This is a genomic window from Sphingobium sp. HDIP04, from assembly GCF_000445085.1.
Classification (GTDB): Bacteria; Pseudomonadota; Alphaproteobacteria; order Sphingomonadales; family Sphingomonadaceae; genus Sphingobium; species Sphingobium indicum.
Genome location: NZ_ATDO01000114.1, coordinates 80,191 through 95,012 on the forward strand (window position 1 = coordinate 80,191; position 14,822 = coordinate 95,012).

Annotated in this window: 12 protein-coding genes and 1 pseudogene; 10 read left to right on the forward strand and 3 right to left on the reverse strand. The window is 63.5% G+C overall.

Translation table 11 applies throughout. The features are described from left to right. Positions 1–77: 77 nt before the first annotated feature. Positions 78–629: pseudogene (locus tag L286_RS49850) on the forward strand (c-type cytochrome); the annotation flags it as partial. A 13-nt stretch (positions 630–642) separates the two neighbouring features. Here L286_RS49850 and L286_RS40965 read toward each other — a convergent pair. The 3 genes from L286_RS40965 to L286_RS40975 all read right to left on the reverse strand — a co-directional run bounded on the left by L286_RS40965 (position 643) and on the right by L286_RS40975 (position 3,211). After that, complete coding sequence (locus L286_RS40965; RefSeq protein ID WP_021223820.1) at positions 643–1,314, reverse strand: cytochrome b; 672 nt, start codon at positions 1,312–1,314, stop codon at positions 643–645. After that, a complete protein-coding gene (locus L286_RS40970; RefSeq protein WP_021223821.1) occupies positions 1,311–2,054 on the reverse strand; it encodes a cytochrome c oxidase assembly protein in 744 nt (247 codons plus the stop codon). The genes L286_RS40965 and L286_RS40970 overlap by 4 nt, the downstream gene beginning before the upstream one ends. A gap of 110 nt (positions 2,055–2,164) precedes the next feature. Further along, positions 2,165–3,211, reverse strand: coding sequence for a sodium:calcium antiporter (locus tag L286_RS40975; protein ID WP_031293489.1), 1,047 nt, complete (start codon positions 3,209–3,211; stop codon positions 2,165–2,167). Positions 3,212–3,296: 85 nt separating this feature from the next. Here L286_RS40975 and L286_RS40980 point away from each other — a divergent pair, with 85 nt between their 5' ends. The 9 genes from L286_RS40980 (at position 3,297) to L286_RS48060 (ending at position 14,788) form a co-directional block, all read left to right on the forward strand. Next, positions 3,297–4,541 carry an alpha-hydroxy acid oxidase gene (locus tag L286_RS40980; RefSeq protein WP_021223823.1) on the forward strand — a complete coding sequence of 415 codons (1,245 nt, stop codon included), beginning with the start codon at positions 3,297–3,299 and terminating at the stop codon, positions 4,539–4,541. Between the two features lie 116 nt (positions 4,542–4,657). Continuing rightward, positions 4,658–6,442: a thiamine pyrophosphate-requiring protein gene (locus L286_RS40985; RefSeq protein WP_021223824.1), complete on the forward strand. Its 1,785-nt coding sequence runs from the start codon at positions 4,658–4,660 to the stop codon at positions 6,440–6,442. Between the two features lie 71 nt (positions 6,443–6,513). After that, the gene (locus L286_RS40990; protein WP_021223825.1) at positions 6,514–7,254 is read left to right on the forward strand and encodes a hypothetical protein; all 741 of its coding nucleotides are present in this window, start codon (positions 6,514–6,516) and stop codon (positions 7,252–7,254) included. Further along, positions 7,247–7,846: a gluconate 2-dehydrogenase subunit 3 family protein gene (locus L286_RS40995; RefSeq protein ID WP_021223826.1), complete on the forward strand. Its 600-nt coding sequence runs from the start codon at positions 7,247–7,249 to the stop codon at positions 7,844–7,846. Before L286_RS40990 ends, L286_RS40995 begins: the two co-directional genes overlap by 8 nt. Further along, the gene (locus tag L286_RS41000; RefSeq protein ID WP_021223827.1) at positions 7,836–9,470 is read left to right on the forward strand and encodes a GMC family oxidoreductase; all 1,635 of its coding nucleotides are present in this window, start codon (positions 7,836–7,838) and stop codon (positions 9,468–9,470) included. The genes L286_RS40995 and L286_RS41000 overlap by 11 nt, the downstream gene beginning before the upstream one ends. Then, on the forward strand, positions 9,467–10,471 hold the full coding sequence (locus L286_RS41005; protein WP_021223828.1) for an SDR family oxidoreductase: 1,005 nt from the start codon (positions 9,467–9,469) through the stop codon (positions 10,469–10,471). Before L286_RS41000 ends, L286_RS41005 begins: the two co-directional genes overlap by 4 nt. Further along, positions 10,468–12,048: an alpha-amylase family glycosyl hydrolase gene (locus L286_RS41010; protein ID WP_021223829.1), complete on the forward strand. Its 1,581-nt coding sequence runs from the start codon at positions 10,468–10,470 to the stop codon at positions 12,046–12,048. The genes L286_RS41005 and L286_RS41010 overlap by 4 nt, the downstream gene beginning before the upstream one ends. Further along, entirely contained in the window at positions 12,045–13,709 is a 1,665-nt protein-coding gene (locus L286_RS41015) for an alpha-amylase family protein (RefSeq protein ID WP_021223830.1), read from the forward strand. The genes L286_RS41010 and L286_RS41015 overlap by 4 nt, the downstream gene beginning before the upstream one ends. A 182-nt stretch (positions 13,710–13,891) precedes the next feature. Continuing rightward, the gene (locus L286_RS48060) at positions 13,892–14,788 is read left to right on the forward strand and encodes a BON domain-containing protein (RefSeq protein ID WP_084498543.1); all 897 of its coding nucleotides are present in this window, start codon (positions 13,892–13,894) and stop codon (positions 14,786–14,788) included. The last annotated feature ends 34 nt before the right edge of the window (positions 14,789–14,822 follow it).

Below are 14,822 nucleotides of genomic sequence, written 5' to 3' on the forward strand. Positions count from 1 at the left end.
AGCTTTAGCGATTACAGTGCGGAACCGTTACGATGGGCAGCGGTTCCCATTGCACAATGGTTTTGGCTCGTATGGCAATGATCGGGGCGGCGGCAGCCTGGCTGTCGGGATGCAATCAGGTCGCGCGCGGCGCGGCTGATCAATTTACCGCGACCGGTGAAATCATCGCCTTGAGCGGCGGGGACGCGGGCGGATCCAACGCCTGCTTCACATGCCATGGGATCGATGGGCGAGGAAACGGCGCGGGCGCGCCGCGTCTTGCCGGTCTGGATCGCGGCTATATGGCAGCGCAGCTTGAGGCCTATGCAAGCGGAAGGCGTCAGCATCCCGAAATGGCGTGGATCGCCAGCAGACTGACCGCCGATCAGCAGGACGCGGTGTCGGCATATTACGCGGCCAAGCCCTTCGCGCCCGGCGCGGCGAGCAGCGGCGCGCCTGCAGGCCAGGCGGCAGAGCTCTATCATCGCGGCGATCCGGCGCGCGGCATTGCGTCCTGCGCTTCCTGCCATGGCGTGAGCGGTGAAGGGTTGGGGCCGGCCAATCCGCCGCTGGGCGCGCAGCCCGCCGCCTATCTGGCGCAGCAGCTCGACCTGTGGCGGGCGGGAAAGCGGCGCAGCGATCCGCAGAACGTCATGCTGCAAATCAGCCAGGCGCTCTCTCCCCAGGAGCCAGCAGCTCTCGCGGCTTATGCCGCTCGCCTCCCCGGGGGTCCTCCGCATCGGGAATCTCGGGCAGCATTCCCCTCAGGACGTCGTGACGATCCCAGAAATGATGTTTCAACGCAGCCGCCACGTGCAGCGGAATGATCAGCAACAATGTGATCACCAACAAATGATGCACATCCTCGGCCAGGTCCATGATCTGCCAACGCATCGTCAGGGGCAGCTGCTCGAACGGCAGCTGGGGCCAAGGCACCAGCCCAGCCAGATAAAGCGGCCCAGGTTCGGCGATCGCCGACCACATCGCCCAGCCACTTAAGGGTAGTCCGAAAAAGGCGACGTAGAAGACATAATGCATCGCGTAGGCGACCTTGGTCTGCCAGCCTTGTTTGTCGGCATCGTTGACGGGCCCGGGGATCATCAGGCGCCAGCCGAAGCGGCCCAGCGCCAGCAGGAGGATGGGCAAGCCGATCATGCTGTGCGCTTCATAGCCGCGCAATTTGTCGCCGCCCGCAGGCAGCCAGCTCATGTAATAGCCCCAGCCGATTTGGAACATGACCAGGAAAGCCATGATCCAGTGAAAGGCGATGCCGACCGGCGAGTAGCGGCTGCGATCCGTATGCCCCCGCGCCCATTTGCGGAGCGCCTCGATCATCCCGCCAGCGCCGACGGCTGCTCGCGTGCAAACCAGCGCGCCAGCAGCGCGAGCGCTGCGACCAAATAGATCCCCGCGCCCGGCGCCCACATGATGAGACCGGCCAACTGCTGGTCTTCCAGCGGCGACAGTCCCCAGGCGACCGGCGCGATGAAGTGCGGTGCATAGAGCGCGGACCCGGCAAAGGTGAGCAACGCCCCCAGCAGCCCCATCTGCACCATCGTCCCGAGCAGCGCGGCGATGGCGTTCGTCACCGATACCCTGCTGACGGCGCTCCAGAGGCCCACCGCGCTCAGCAACAGGCTTGCCTGCATCAGCCAATAGACAGCATCGTTGGAAAGCGCCCAGCCATAGGCCTCCGGAACATGCCAGCTCCAGAAGATGAATGCATGGACAGCCGTCCACGGAAAGACTCCACCTGGAAGCCGCGGGGAATGCGGGCAAGCCACGACAATCAGCGGAGGTAGCACCGCGGTCAGAAGCAGATGATGCACCGCACGGGCAGAAAAAAGTGCAGAGGTCAACGCGCAGAATGGCGAAACGAACAGCAGCAGCGTCAAGCCCCCAACTGCGGCAATAAACCGGCGTTCACGCGCGCCGATACCGGGCTGGCGAAGTGAAAGGACGATCGCCAGCGCCAGCGCGAGCAGGAGAATGGGGTCGAGGTTCCAGCGGCCGAGCCATTCGGCGGGCACGGGCGCCGCTCCGCAATAGGGCAGCCAGGCATCGCTGTCAGGCAAGCTTCATTCCCCCGTGACCCAGGTCCACACTTGCTCAACTGGCGAAACGGGGCGTCGGTTCCTCATCATGTGCACTGAAGCAGCGCAGCCAACCGAACGGAGGTGCATGCTTATTGCGCAAATCGCGCCATCACTAGCACACCGCCACAGAACAGCAGAAGAGATCCTACTGCATCATAGCCCATGCGCCACACGGTGCGGTCCTTCCGTTCCAACAGCCCGACGGTGAAGCAGCCCGTCATCAGGAGTGCCAGAAGTGCGCCTAGCGCCTCAAATGTCCCTGCGCTGGCAAGGACCGGCTCGCCTGAGCCAACCGCATCGGCCAGCAGGAGCAGCATGAGGTTGAAGAGGTTGGTGCCGAAGATATCGCCCACGGCGAGTTCATATCGTTTTTGCCGCACGGCCGCGATGATCGAACTCAGTTCCGGCAGGGAAGTGGCGAATGAGACCAGGACAAATCCGACCATGCCTGAAGAAATGCCTGTTTGGGTTGCAATCGCGTCCGCCGATTGCGACAGGGCGACGCCTGCAAGCAGAATCAGAAGGCCCAGCCCCGCCGTCACAAGGATCACGCGGCGCAGCGATCGGGTCTCCTCCCCCTCCTCTCCCGTGCAGCCTTCATCGTCGCCCTCAGCATCCTCGGCCGGCTGCCAGACCCGCCGCTGCTCGAAACCAGCTGCCACACGGATCGCGAGCAACGCGCCCAGTGCGACCACGATGCTGCCCGCGCCAACGCCGAACAGCGGATAGTCACCGCTCACGACGATGATCGCCACGAGGCCCAGCAACATCATGCCCAGCACGCCCTGCATCAGCGTCGCCGGTTTGGCGACGACACTGGTCAGTGCGCCCCGGCCATACACCATGTCCGCAACCGCAAGCAGCAAAACGTTGACGGCCGCGCTGCCGAGCAGATTGTTGACCGCGAGTGGCGCATTGCCCGTCAGGGACGATGTGGTGACTGTCGCCAGTTCGGGCAGAGAGGTGATCCCGCCGAGAAGCAACATGCCCGCAAAGGCAGGGCCGATCTCCAACTTCTTCGCGATCGCATCCACATGGGAGGAAAGCCGGCTTCCAGCTCCCCACACAACGACCGCGGCAAAGAAAAAAATTGCTCCGACGGCCCAGAGCGGCAATTGCGACATGTCAAAAGGCATGCTGGCAAATGCACTGACTCGCGCCGATGTTCCGTTTGGTCATAGCATCGGGGGAACCCATGAGCCGCTGAGCCGCTAGCAAGGCATGGATGCCTTCACCTCACCGCGGCAGAATGCGCTCGCACTTGGTCAAGCGCTTCATCGCCGCTTCTACACGGGCGCCAATCTTTCCCGCATGCGGTCGATAGGCGATCTGCGTGCGCGCGCGTACAAGCTGATGCCCCGGTTCGTCATGGAATATCTGGAAGGCGGCGCGGAGGACGAGGCGACGCTGTCGCGCGAGCGCGCCGCTTTCGCCGAATGGCGGTTCATGCCGCGCCAACTGGTCGATGTGAGTGGTCGGACGCTGGAGGGCTCGCTTCTCAGTAAAAATGCGTCGATGCCGCTGGCCGTCGCACCCACCGGCCTGAATGGTCTTTTCCGCCGGCATGGCGACATGATGCTGGCGCAAGGCGCCGCTGCGGCAGGGGTCCCCTTCATTCAGAGCACCATGTCCAATGACTGCATGGAGGACGTCGCGACCATTCCCGACCTTCGGCATTGGTGGCAGCTTTATATGTTCGGACCAGACGAGATCTGGCAGGAACTGCTCCGACGAGCGGAAACATGCAACGTTGAGGCGCTGGTCCTGACGACCAATGCGCAGATTTTTGGCGATAGGGAGTGGGACGCCCGCACCCGCATTAATCGGTCCATACCCAGCGCAGCGACGATATTCGATGCCGTGCGCCATCCGCGCTGGGCGACCGCGACCTTGAGCCATGGCATGCCAGTCTTTCGCAACGTGATCGACTTCGTTCCTATGGATCGGCGGAGCTTCTTCGATAGCGCCTTCTGGATCAGGGAGCAGATGACCCAATCACTGTCATGGGGCGATGTCGCGCGTATCCGGCAGCGGTGGCGCGGTCCATTTCTGCTCAAGGGCCTCCTCAACCTGGAGGATGTGCGCCGCGCGCTCGACAGCGGGGTCGATGGCGTGATCCTGGGAAGCCACGGCGGCAGGCAGGCAGATTGGGCGGTTTCGGCGCTCGACATCCTGCCACAGGCGCGCGAGATCATGGGAGATCGCATCGCGCTGATGATGTCAGGCGGCATCCGTCGCGGCACGGACTTGCTCAAGGCGCTCGCGCTGGGAGCCGATGCCGTGCTCTCCGGCCGCGCGCCGCTCTATGGCCTCTGCGCGGCAGGCGCAGAGGGTGTGACCCGCGCGCTCGAACTGCTCCACGAGGAAGCGCTGGACGAGATGGGCCAACTGGGTGTCGTCAGCCGCGCCGGCCTGACGCCGAAGCTGCTGGTATCCGCGCGGGAAGGATTCCAGCCATCAGCCTGACATGGCCGAGCAACAGTCTGTTCACTCAGCCGGCGTCTTTTTGCCAGGATCGGAACGCTCGCCGTTACGGCCCGTTACCCTAAAACACTCGAAATTAGTGACTGAGGAGGCTGCACATGGCGCAGACCGTCGGCGAATTTTTTTGGGACCGGCTTCACCAATGGGGCGTCCGCCGCATCTTCGGCTATCCCGGAGACGGGATTAACGGCCTGCTCGGGGCTTTGCAGAAGATCCCTGACAAGTTCGAATTCGTGCAGGTGCGCCACGAGGAAATGGCGGCGTTCATGGCATCGGCACATGCCAAATTCACCGGTGAACTGGGCGTCTGCCTCGCCACATCCGGGCCGGGCGCATCCCATCTGCTGACCGGCCTTTATGACGCGCGGCTCGATCATATGCCGGTGCTGGCGATTGTCGGCCAGCAAGCGCGCACCGCTGTTGGCGCGCACTATCAGCAGGAATTGGATCTGGTTTCGATGTTCAAGGATGTGGCAGGCGCCTTCACTGGCTATGCCACGGTTCCGGCACAGGTGCGCCACCTCACCGACAGGGCGGTGCGCATCGCCATGGCCGAACGGCGGGTGACGGCGCTCATCTTCCCCAATGATCTTCAGGACATGAAGATGGAGGAGCCGCCCCGCAAGCATGGCGCGGTTTTCTCCGGGGTCGGCTGGACGCCGCCGCGCGTCATGCCGCAGCAGACGGATCTGCAGCGCGCCGCAGACGTGCTGAATGCGGGCAACAAGGTCGCGATCCTTGTAGGAGCAGGCGCTCGCGAGGCGACGGACGAAGTCATCGCCATTGCGGATATGCTGCAGGCCGGTTGCGCCAAGGCGCTGCTGGGCAAGCAGGTGCTGCCCGATGACCTCCCGTGGGTCACCGGCTCGATCGGCCTCCTGGGAACCAAGCCTTCTTATGAGATGATGATTGAGTGCGACACGCTCCTGATGCTGGGCTCCGGCTTTCCCTATTCGGAGTTCCTGCCCAAGGAAGGACAGGCGCGCGGCGTGCAGGTCGATATCGACGCCGGCATGCTGTCGATCCGCTACCCGATGGAGGTGAACCTTACCGGAGACGTGAAGGCCACGATCGAGGAGCTGCTGCCGCTCCTGAAGCGCAAGACGGACAGCAATTGGCGCGATAGCATCGCCGAATGGAACGAGGATTGGCAGCAGACCCTCCTCGATCGCGCGCATGCCAAGGCGGAGAAGGTCAATCCGCAGCGGGTATTCACCGAATTGAGTCCGCGCCTGCCCGAACGGGTCATTCTGACCAGCGACAGCGGTTCCTGCGCCAACTGGTATGCCCGGGATCTCAAGATCAGGCGCGGCATGATAGCGTCGCTTTCGGGGGGCCTTGCCTCCATGGGGGCGGCGGTGCCCTATGCCATCGCGGGGAAGTTCGCCCATCCCGATCGTCCGGTAATCGCCATGATCGGGGATGGCGCCATGCAGATGAACAACATGGCCGAGCTCATCACTGTCCAGAAATATTGGCGGCAATGGGCAGACCCGCGCCTGATCGTCATGGTCCTCAACAATGAAGACCTCAATCAGGTCACCTGGGAACAGCGGGCCATGGAGGGCAATCCAAAGTTCGAGGCGACCCAGCAGATCCCGGACGTGCCCTATCATAAGTTCGCTGAGCTGATCGGACTGGAAGGCATATTCTGCGACGACCCCGATCAGGTCGGCGCGGCATGGGACCGCGCGCTCGCCGCACGGCGACCAGTCGTGCTGGAGATGAAGACCGACCCTAATGTGCCGCCCTTGCCGCCGCACATCAGCCTTGATCAGGCGAAGGCGTTCACTTCCTTGCTGTTCAAGGGCGACCCCGAACAGGGTTCGATGATCAAGAACACCGCGCGTCAGGTCATGGCAAGCATTCTGCCCAAGGATTGAGCGCCTTGAATATAGCGGCGAGACAAATACCCGATCCCGCAGTCCGGCTGTTGTCGGCCGGGGCGGGATTGATGCATATCGCAGTGCTGCTCGATAGCGGGCTCGAACATTATCGCGGATCCTTTCGCAATCCGGCGATGCTGTTGCCGCTGGCGGCCTCGAGCGTGAATGTTGGAATAGACGGTGCCCGACTCATGGCGGGGCGCGGTGCGGCTGGATGGGATGCGCGCCTGGTGGGTCAAGGCAGCGCCATGGCCGTCGGGCTGCTCGGAATGGGATTCCACCTGCTCAACATCGGCAAGCGCCCCGGCGGCTTCGGTTGGAGCAATCTGTTCCATGCGGCGCCGCTCGGTGCGCCCGCCGCTCTTGTCCTTGCCGGTGCGCTAGGTCTGGCGGCCGATCAGGCAGCGCAGCCATCCGTTTCGAACGGACGTGCATTGGGCGCCTTGTGCGCCATCGGCATCCTTGGCACCTCGGCAGAGGCGACGCTACTCCATTTCCGGGGCGCGTTTCAGAACCCGGCCATGTGGCTTCCAGTCACCGTGCCGCCGGTTGCAGCTGTGACGCTCGCCGCCGACGCGGTGCTGGCAAGGGCGCGGCCGGCAACGATGGCCCTTCTCGCCCTTACAGCCGTGCTCGGTTTCGCTGGCGCTGCTTTCCACGCTTATGGCGTGTCCCGGCGGATGGGTGGGTGGCGCAACTGGAGGCAGAACCTGTTCGCCGGTCCGCCGCTGCCCGCCCCTGCGGCCTTCACCGGCCTCGCGGTGGCCGGCCTCGGCGCTCTTCACAGGATCGGCCGTCGTGATGGCTGATCGCTTTCCCGGATATGATGTGCTGGCCAAAGCAGACAGCCAGAGCTGGGACGCGATCACCCGCCGCACCATTGCCGAACGGATCGCGCTTGCCGAGCGGCAGGACGTGCTGACGGACCGGCAGCGGCTGACGCTCCGCGCCGTCATTGACCGCATCACCCCGCAGCCCGAAGGGCGGCCGCCGGTCAATGCGGCTGCGATATTGCTGGAAAAGATTGCGGGCGAGGAAGGCGATGGCTACCGGCACCACCGGCTCCCGCTTTTGCGCGTCGCCTGGTCGCGCGGGCTCGATGCCATCGAGGCGGAGGCCTGCGCTCGCTACGGCCGCGCTTTCGATACGCTTGACGGCAAGCTGCAGGACGAGCTTCTGCGCATGATCGAAGCTGGCGAAGCGCATGATCCCGCCTGGGCCGATATGCCGCCGGACATTTTCTTCATCTGGCGGCTCATACCTGACATCGTCGCAGCCTATTGGTCGCATCCTTCGGCGTGGAGCGCCATGGGGTTCGGCGGCCCCGCCAGCCCGCGCGGCTATGTGCGGCTGGACGCGGATCGGCGCGATCCGTGGGAAGGCGCTGAAGATGCAACATGAGGCGCGAGCGAAGGCCGGGCGCGCACCCGATGTGTTCGTTCCGGGCGGCTGGGTGCCGATGCGGCAGCATCGGGAAAAAGAAGCCGTCGATTTTGCGATTGTCGGCACGGGAGCCGGCGGCGGGACGCTTGCCTGCCGCCTTGCAGAAGCCGGCTTTTCCGTGGTGGCCTTCGATGCGGGCCCCTATTGGCAACCCCTGGAGGATTTCGCCTCGGACGAGCGTCACCAGTCCCAGCTTTACTGGAACGACGATCGCATCGTTGAAGGCGCGAACCCGCTCAAGCTGGGTGCGAACAACAGCGGCAAGGGAGTGGGCGGATCGACGGTTCATTATGCCATGGTCGCGCTGCGCTTTCGCCCCGAATGGTTCAAAAGCCGCAGCCTGCTGGGCTATGGTGCCGACTGGCCGATCGACTGGCGCGAGATGTGGTCATATTATGACGAGGTGGAGCAGGCGCTCGCCATCGCCGGGCCGGTGAACTATCTCTGGGGTCCGAAGCGGCCTCGCTATCCCCGCCGGGCGCACCCCCTGAACGCATCTGCGGCGCTGCTCGCCCGCGGAGCCGAGGCGCTGGGCATTGGATGGAGCGAAACGCCCATCGCCACCCTCTCCTCGCCGCGCGGCAAGGCGCACCCATGCGTCTATCGCGGCATGTGCACCATCGGCTGCTCGACCAACGCGAAACAGTCGGTGCTCAACACCTGGCTCCCCCGCGCGCTCAGTGCGGGGGCGGAAATCCGCGACCTTGCCATGGTCGGTCGGGTCGAGACGAACGTACGCGGTCTGGCGACGGGCGTTCATTATCATCGGGAAGGCGCATGGCGCTTCCAGAAGGCGCGCAATGTCGTTGTCGCCGGCTATGCGATCGAGACACCCCGGCTGCTCCTCAACTCGGCGAGCACGCTCTGCCCCGATGGCCTTGCTAATTCCTCGGGACTGGTGGGGCGCAACCTGATGGTGCAGCTCAACCAGGCGGTCTGGGGACAGGTGGATCAGGAGGTTCGCTCCTACAAGGCACCGCCCAGCCTCGCGCTCACCGAACACTGGAACTACGAGGATCGCGGCAAGAATTATCATGGCGGCTGGTGCTATATGAACCAAGGCCCACTGCCGATCGGCTGGGCCCAGACGCTCGCAGGGGGGCGGCGCCTGTGGGGCCAGCCTTTAGTCGACGAGATGAACCGCGCCAATCATTCGGTCGGCCTCAAAATGGTGGGCGAGGTTCTGCCTTCCCCCGCCAATCGCGTCACGCTGGCCGACGAAGTCGATGCATATGGACTGCGCATCCCGCGCATCAGCTTTTCCTATGGCGACAACGAACGCGCCATGCTGGCGCATGCGCTGCCTTTCATGGAGCAGGCCTTGGAGGCGGTGGACGCGCGCGAAATCTGGCGTGAGGAAGAGGACACCTGCCACCTTAACGGCACCGCGCGCATGGGCGATGACCCGGCGACGAGTGTCGTAAATGCCGATTGCCGCAGTTGGGACATGCCCAATTTGTGGATCTGCGATGGCTCCGTCTTCCCGACCGTCGGCGGGGTGAACCCATCACTCACCATTCAAGCCATCGCTTGCCGCACCGCTGATCGGATAGCGGCTCTTGGAAGAAGGGGAGAATTATGAAGAATAATCATCGTCCAGTCATTGTGGTCACGGGCGCTTCCGCCGGTGTCGGACGAGCGGTCGTGCGCCGCTTCGCTCAGGAAGGCGCGCGCATCGCGCTGATCGCGCGTGGCAAGGACGGGCTGGAAGCCACGGCGAGCGAAGTGGAGGAAGCTGGCAGCGAGGCGCTGGTGCTTCCACTCGACGTAGCCGATGCGGCCGCTGTCGAAGCCGCAGCAGAGGAAACGGAGGCGCGCTTCGGTCCAATCGACATCTGGATCAATGCCGCCTTCGCAGGCGTGCTATCCCGCTTCCTCGACATGGACCTTGCAGATTACCGCCGTGTCACGGACGTCACCTATCATGGCCAGGTGCATGGCGTGATGGCCGCGCTCAAGCGGATGGTGCCTCGAAACCGAGGCAGCATCGTTCTGGTTGGCTCAGCGCTCGCCTATCGCGGCATTCCGCTCCAGTCGGCCTATTGCGGCGCCAAGCACGCGCTCCAGGGCTTTCAGGACTCGATCCGCGCCGAATTGCTGCACGAAAAGAGCCGGGTCCATGTTTCGATGGTGCAGTTACCGGGCGTCAACACGCCGCAGTTCGACTGGATACGCACCAGCTTTCCCACGAAGGCGCGGCCCGCAAGCCCGCCCTATCAGCCGGAAGTGGCGGCGGACGCGATCCATTTCGCCGCGCATCATCGACGCAAGCAGGTGATCGTCGGCTTTCCAGCTTTGGAGGCCATTTGGGGCGACCGCTTCGCTTCGTCCGCGCTCGATCATTATCTGGGCGCTACAGGGGTCGCGAGCCAGCAGGACGAGGAACGGGTCGGGCCTGATTATCGCGACAATCTCTATGAGCCGGTGCCCGGGGATCACGGCGCTCATGGCCGGTTCGACGCGATCGCCCGCACGCGCAGTCCGCACTGGTGGACGAGCAAGCATCGCGTGGCGTTGGGCACAGCGGGCGCATTGATCGCAGCAGCCGCAAGCGCGCTGGCACTGGGGAGGAAAGCACGATGAGCCGCTGGTGGCGCGAGGCGGCGCTATATCAAATCTATCCCCGCTCCTTCCAGGACAGCGACGGCGATGGCGTGGGCGATCTGGAAGGCGTCCGCCGTCGGCTCGACCATATCGCGGAGCTTGGCGTGGAAGCGATCTGGCTTTCGCCTATCTTCCGATCTCCGATGGCGGACTTCGGTTATGACGTGTCCGATTATCGTGAAATCGACCCGCTGTTCGGCGACATGGCCGCTTTCGACCGACTGCTGGAGGAGGTCCATGCACGCGGGCTCAAGCTGCTGCTCGATTTCGTGCCGAACCATAGTTCTGGCCAGCATCCCTGGTTTCAGGAAAGCCGGTCGAACCGCGACAATCCGAAGCGTGACTGGTATATCTGGCGCGACCCGGCGCCGAATGGCGGGCCGCCGAACAATTGGATAAGCAATTTCGGCGGCAGCGCTTGGACCTGGGACGACGCGAGCGGGCAATATTATTATCACGCCTTCCTGGCCGATCAGCCCGACCTCAACTGGCGCAACCCCGAAGTGCGCGCCGCCATGCACGACATCCTACGTTTCTGGCTCGACAAGGGCGTGGACGGCTTCCGCGTCGACGTGATCTGGCACCTGATCAAGGACGAGCAGTTTCGCGACAATCCACGCAATCCAGCCTATGCGCCTGACCGGCCCGACATCGATCGCTTTCTCCAGGTTCACTCCGCCGATCAACCGGAAGTGCATGACGTCATCGCCGAATTGCGCGGGGTGATCGACAGCTATCCGGGCCGCCTACTGATCGGAGAGATCTACCTGCCCATCGACCGGCTGATGGCTTATTATGGTCATGACAATAAGGGCGTGCACTTGCCCTTCAACTTCCAGCTCATCAACTGCCCTTGGCATGCCGAAGCGATCGGCGCCCTCATCGATGAATATGAAAGTGCGCTGCCGGAGGGGGGCTGGCCCAATTGGGTGCTGAGCAATCATGATCAGCCGCGCATCGCCGCGCGTGTCGGCGAGGCACAGGCGCGGATCGCGGCCATGCTTCTGCTGACGCTGCGGGGGACCCCGACGCTCTATTATGGTGACGAAATCGGCATCGCCGACATCGACATGTCGCAGGAGACCGTGCTCGATCCTGCCGCGATCAACGAGCCGGGAATCAGCTTCAATCGCGACCGTTCGCGGTCCCCCATGCAGTGGTCCCGCGACGACTTTGCCGGTTTTTCGCCTTCGAAGCCATGGTTGCCGCTGGCGACTGATTGGAAGGAGCGCAATGCCGCTGTGCAGCGCGACGAGGAAGCATCGATGCTGAACCTATATCGAGCCCTGCTCCGCCTGCGCCGCGCCGAACCGGACCTGCTGACAGGCTCCTATCGCCGGGTCGCTCTTGATGCTGACCTTCTGGCTTACCAACGCGGCGAAAATATCGGCGTCATTCTTAATCTTTCGGCGGATAGCGCACCGCTCACCCTTCCCGCTCAATGGCGCGGAGCCAGCGTGAGGCTTTCCGCACGCGAAGCGCGAGCGTTGCCCGCCGTGCCCGACAGCCTTGCAGGTGGCGAAGGCCTGATCCTGCGCATCGGGGGCGCGGCATGATCCCGGACCTGTGGTATAAGAATGCGATCATCTACAGCCTGTCACTCGACGGCTTCCTGGACGCAAACGGTGACGGGATAGGAGACTTTCGCGGGGCCATGCGACGGCTCGACTATCTGCAGGGGCTTGGCGTCACCGCTGTCTGGCTCGCGCCGTTCCAACCTTCGCCGCACCGCGACCACGGCTATGACGTGGCCGATTATTATGGCGTCGATCCGCGATACGGCTCTCCGGGTGACTTCGTCGAATTCGTCAACGCCTGCCATCAACGCGGCATGCGGGTCATCATGGATCTGGTGGTCAATCACTGTTCCGATCAGCATCCCTGGTTCCAGGCGGCACTGGCCGATCCCAAGTCCCGCTTTCGCGACTATTTCATCTGGGCCGACAAGAAGCCCGACGATGCGCATAAGGGCGTCGTCTTTCCCGGTGTCCAAAAATCGACCTGGACCTATCACCGCAAGGCGAAGGCCTGGTATTTCCACCGCTTCTTCAAGTTCCAACCTGACCTAAACATCGCCAATCCCGATGTGCAGGCGGAGATCATGAAGATCGTGGGCTATTGGCTGCAACTGGGCGTTTCCGGCTTCCGCATGGATGCCGTGCCTTTCCTGATCGCCGCTGACGGCATCAATGTAGATGACCCTGAACCTGCCTATGACCTGCTGCGCGAGATCCGCGCCATGGCCCAGTGGCGCAAGGGGGATGCCGTGCTGCTGGCCGAAGCGAACATCCCGCCCGACGAGGCGATGGAATATTTCGGAGCAGACGGCGACAGGATCCACATGGTCTTCAACTTTCCGGTCAACCAGGCGCTTTTCCACGCCATGGCGACGGGCGATGCCAGCCTGCTGAAGAAGGCCGTCGCCGCGTCGAACGGCCTTCCGGAGACCGCCCAATGGGCGAACTTCCTGCGTAACCATGACGAACTGGACCTCGGCCGTCTGACCGAGAAGCAGCGCCAGGCAGTGTTCGCCGCGTTCGGGCCAGATCCGGACATGCAGATTTATGATCGCGGCATCCGGCGCCGCCTCGCGCCGATGCTGGGCGGCGACCGCGCGCGGCTTGAGCTCGCCTACAGCCTGATGCTCACCCTGCCCGGAACGCCTGTGCTGCGCTATGGGGACGAGATCGGCATGGGCGATGACCTGTCCTTGCCGGAGCGGGACGCGGCGCGCACGCCAATGCAATGGTCGGCTGCCGTCAACGGCGGCTTCAGCACATCCGACAAGCCCATACGCCCGCCGATCGAGACGGGGCCCTACGGCTTCCTTCAGGTCAACGTTTCGAGCCAAAGAAGCGATCGCGACTCGCTTCTAAACTGGACGGAGCGCGCCGTCAGGCTGCGCAAGGAATTGCCGGAACTCGGGCGCGGTCGATGCTCGGTTCTGGATTGTCCCTCCAGCATCCTTGTCCTTCGCTACGACTGGCAGGGGGAAACATCGGTTTATGTCCATAATTTCTCCGGACGAGCCATCGAATTCACGCTCTGCTTGGAGGAAAGCGCCGATCCTCGCGGCTTGATCTGCCTGCAGACTGCGCGTCGCAGCGAAGCGGACGCCGATTGCCGGCATCACATCATGATCGAGGCGCATGGATATCGCTGGTTCCGCTTCGGCGGGCTCGATGAACTGACATATGTGCATGGAGATCAGCATTGAGCGGGCGATGCTGGCGCGTTCAACATACTCCCGAACCTGACCACCTCAGCCGATGACATCCACGTTGATATCACCGGAACTCCACCACCTGCGGTGAATTGACCTTTTGCGCTTTCGCCGGTCGCCGGAGCATTCCGTCAGTCATGCCGGACGATGACGCACCTGCAGGAAAGGATACTGACATGGCCGATAGGTGGAGAGATGAAACCCGCTATGGCGGCGATCGCAATCGCGGATCAGGCGGTGATTACCGCGACTGGGGAGATGAGGATGATGGTGGCAGCCGATACGACCGGGAACGCGGCGGCGGCATGAACTATTATGGCGCAGATTATGGCCGATATGTCGGTGACGAGGATCGCCGCTACGCCGGCCGGGAATCCAGCGGCCGCGGCTATGGCGGTTCTCGGGGCCAAAGAGGCTATGGCAGCTACGGCGAAACGGGCTTTGGGTCTGACCGGGGATATGGCCGTTCCGAGGATCGCGGCGGATATTCGGCCTATGACCGTCAGGCCTCACGGTACAGCGGCAATTATGGCCAGGGCTCCAGCGATTTTGGCGGTAGATCAGGCCGCTACAATGCCGGCTACCAGGGCTCTTCCGGCGGCTATGGCCGTGACGATGTTCGCGGCGGAGAAGAACGGGGCTGGTGGGATCGCGCCGGTGATGAGGTCCGCTCCTGGTTCGGTGACGACGAAGCGGAGCGCCGCCGCCGCATGGACGAGCATCGCGGTCGCGGGCCCAAGGGTTATGCGCGCTCGGATGACCGAATCCGCGAGGATGTCTGTGATCGCCTGAGCGACGATCCCTGGCTGGACGCGTCCAATCTCGAAGTGTCCGTCGCCAACGGAGAAGTCACCCTATCCGGGTCGGTCAGCGACCGCAGCGCCAAGCGCCGCGCCGAGGATTGTGTCGAAAACGTCTCTGGCATCAAGCATGTTCAGAACAACTTGCGCGTGCAGCAGGGAATGACAGGCCAAGGCTCGACCAGCACCTCCGGAGCACCCAGCACCATCGCTGGCGACAGCAGCACCGGAACGGCGAGCGGAACGCCCGGCAAAGTCGGCGGAAGCAGCTGACGACCAGAGGGGCGCGGCCCTGACCGCGCCTCTC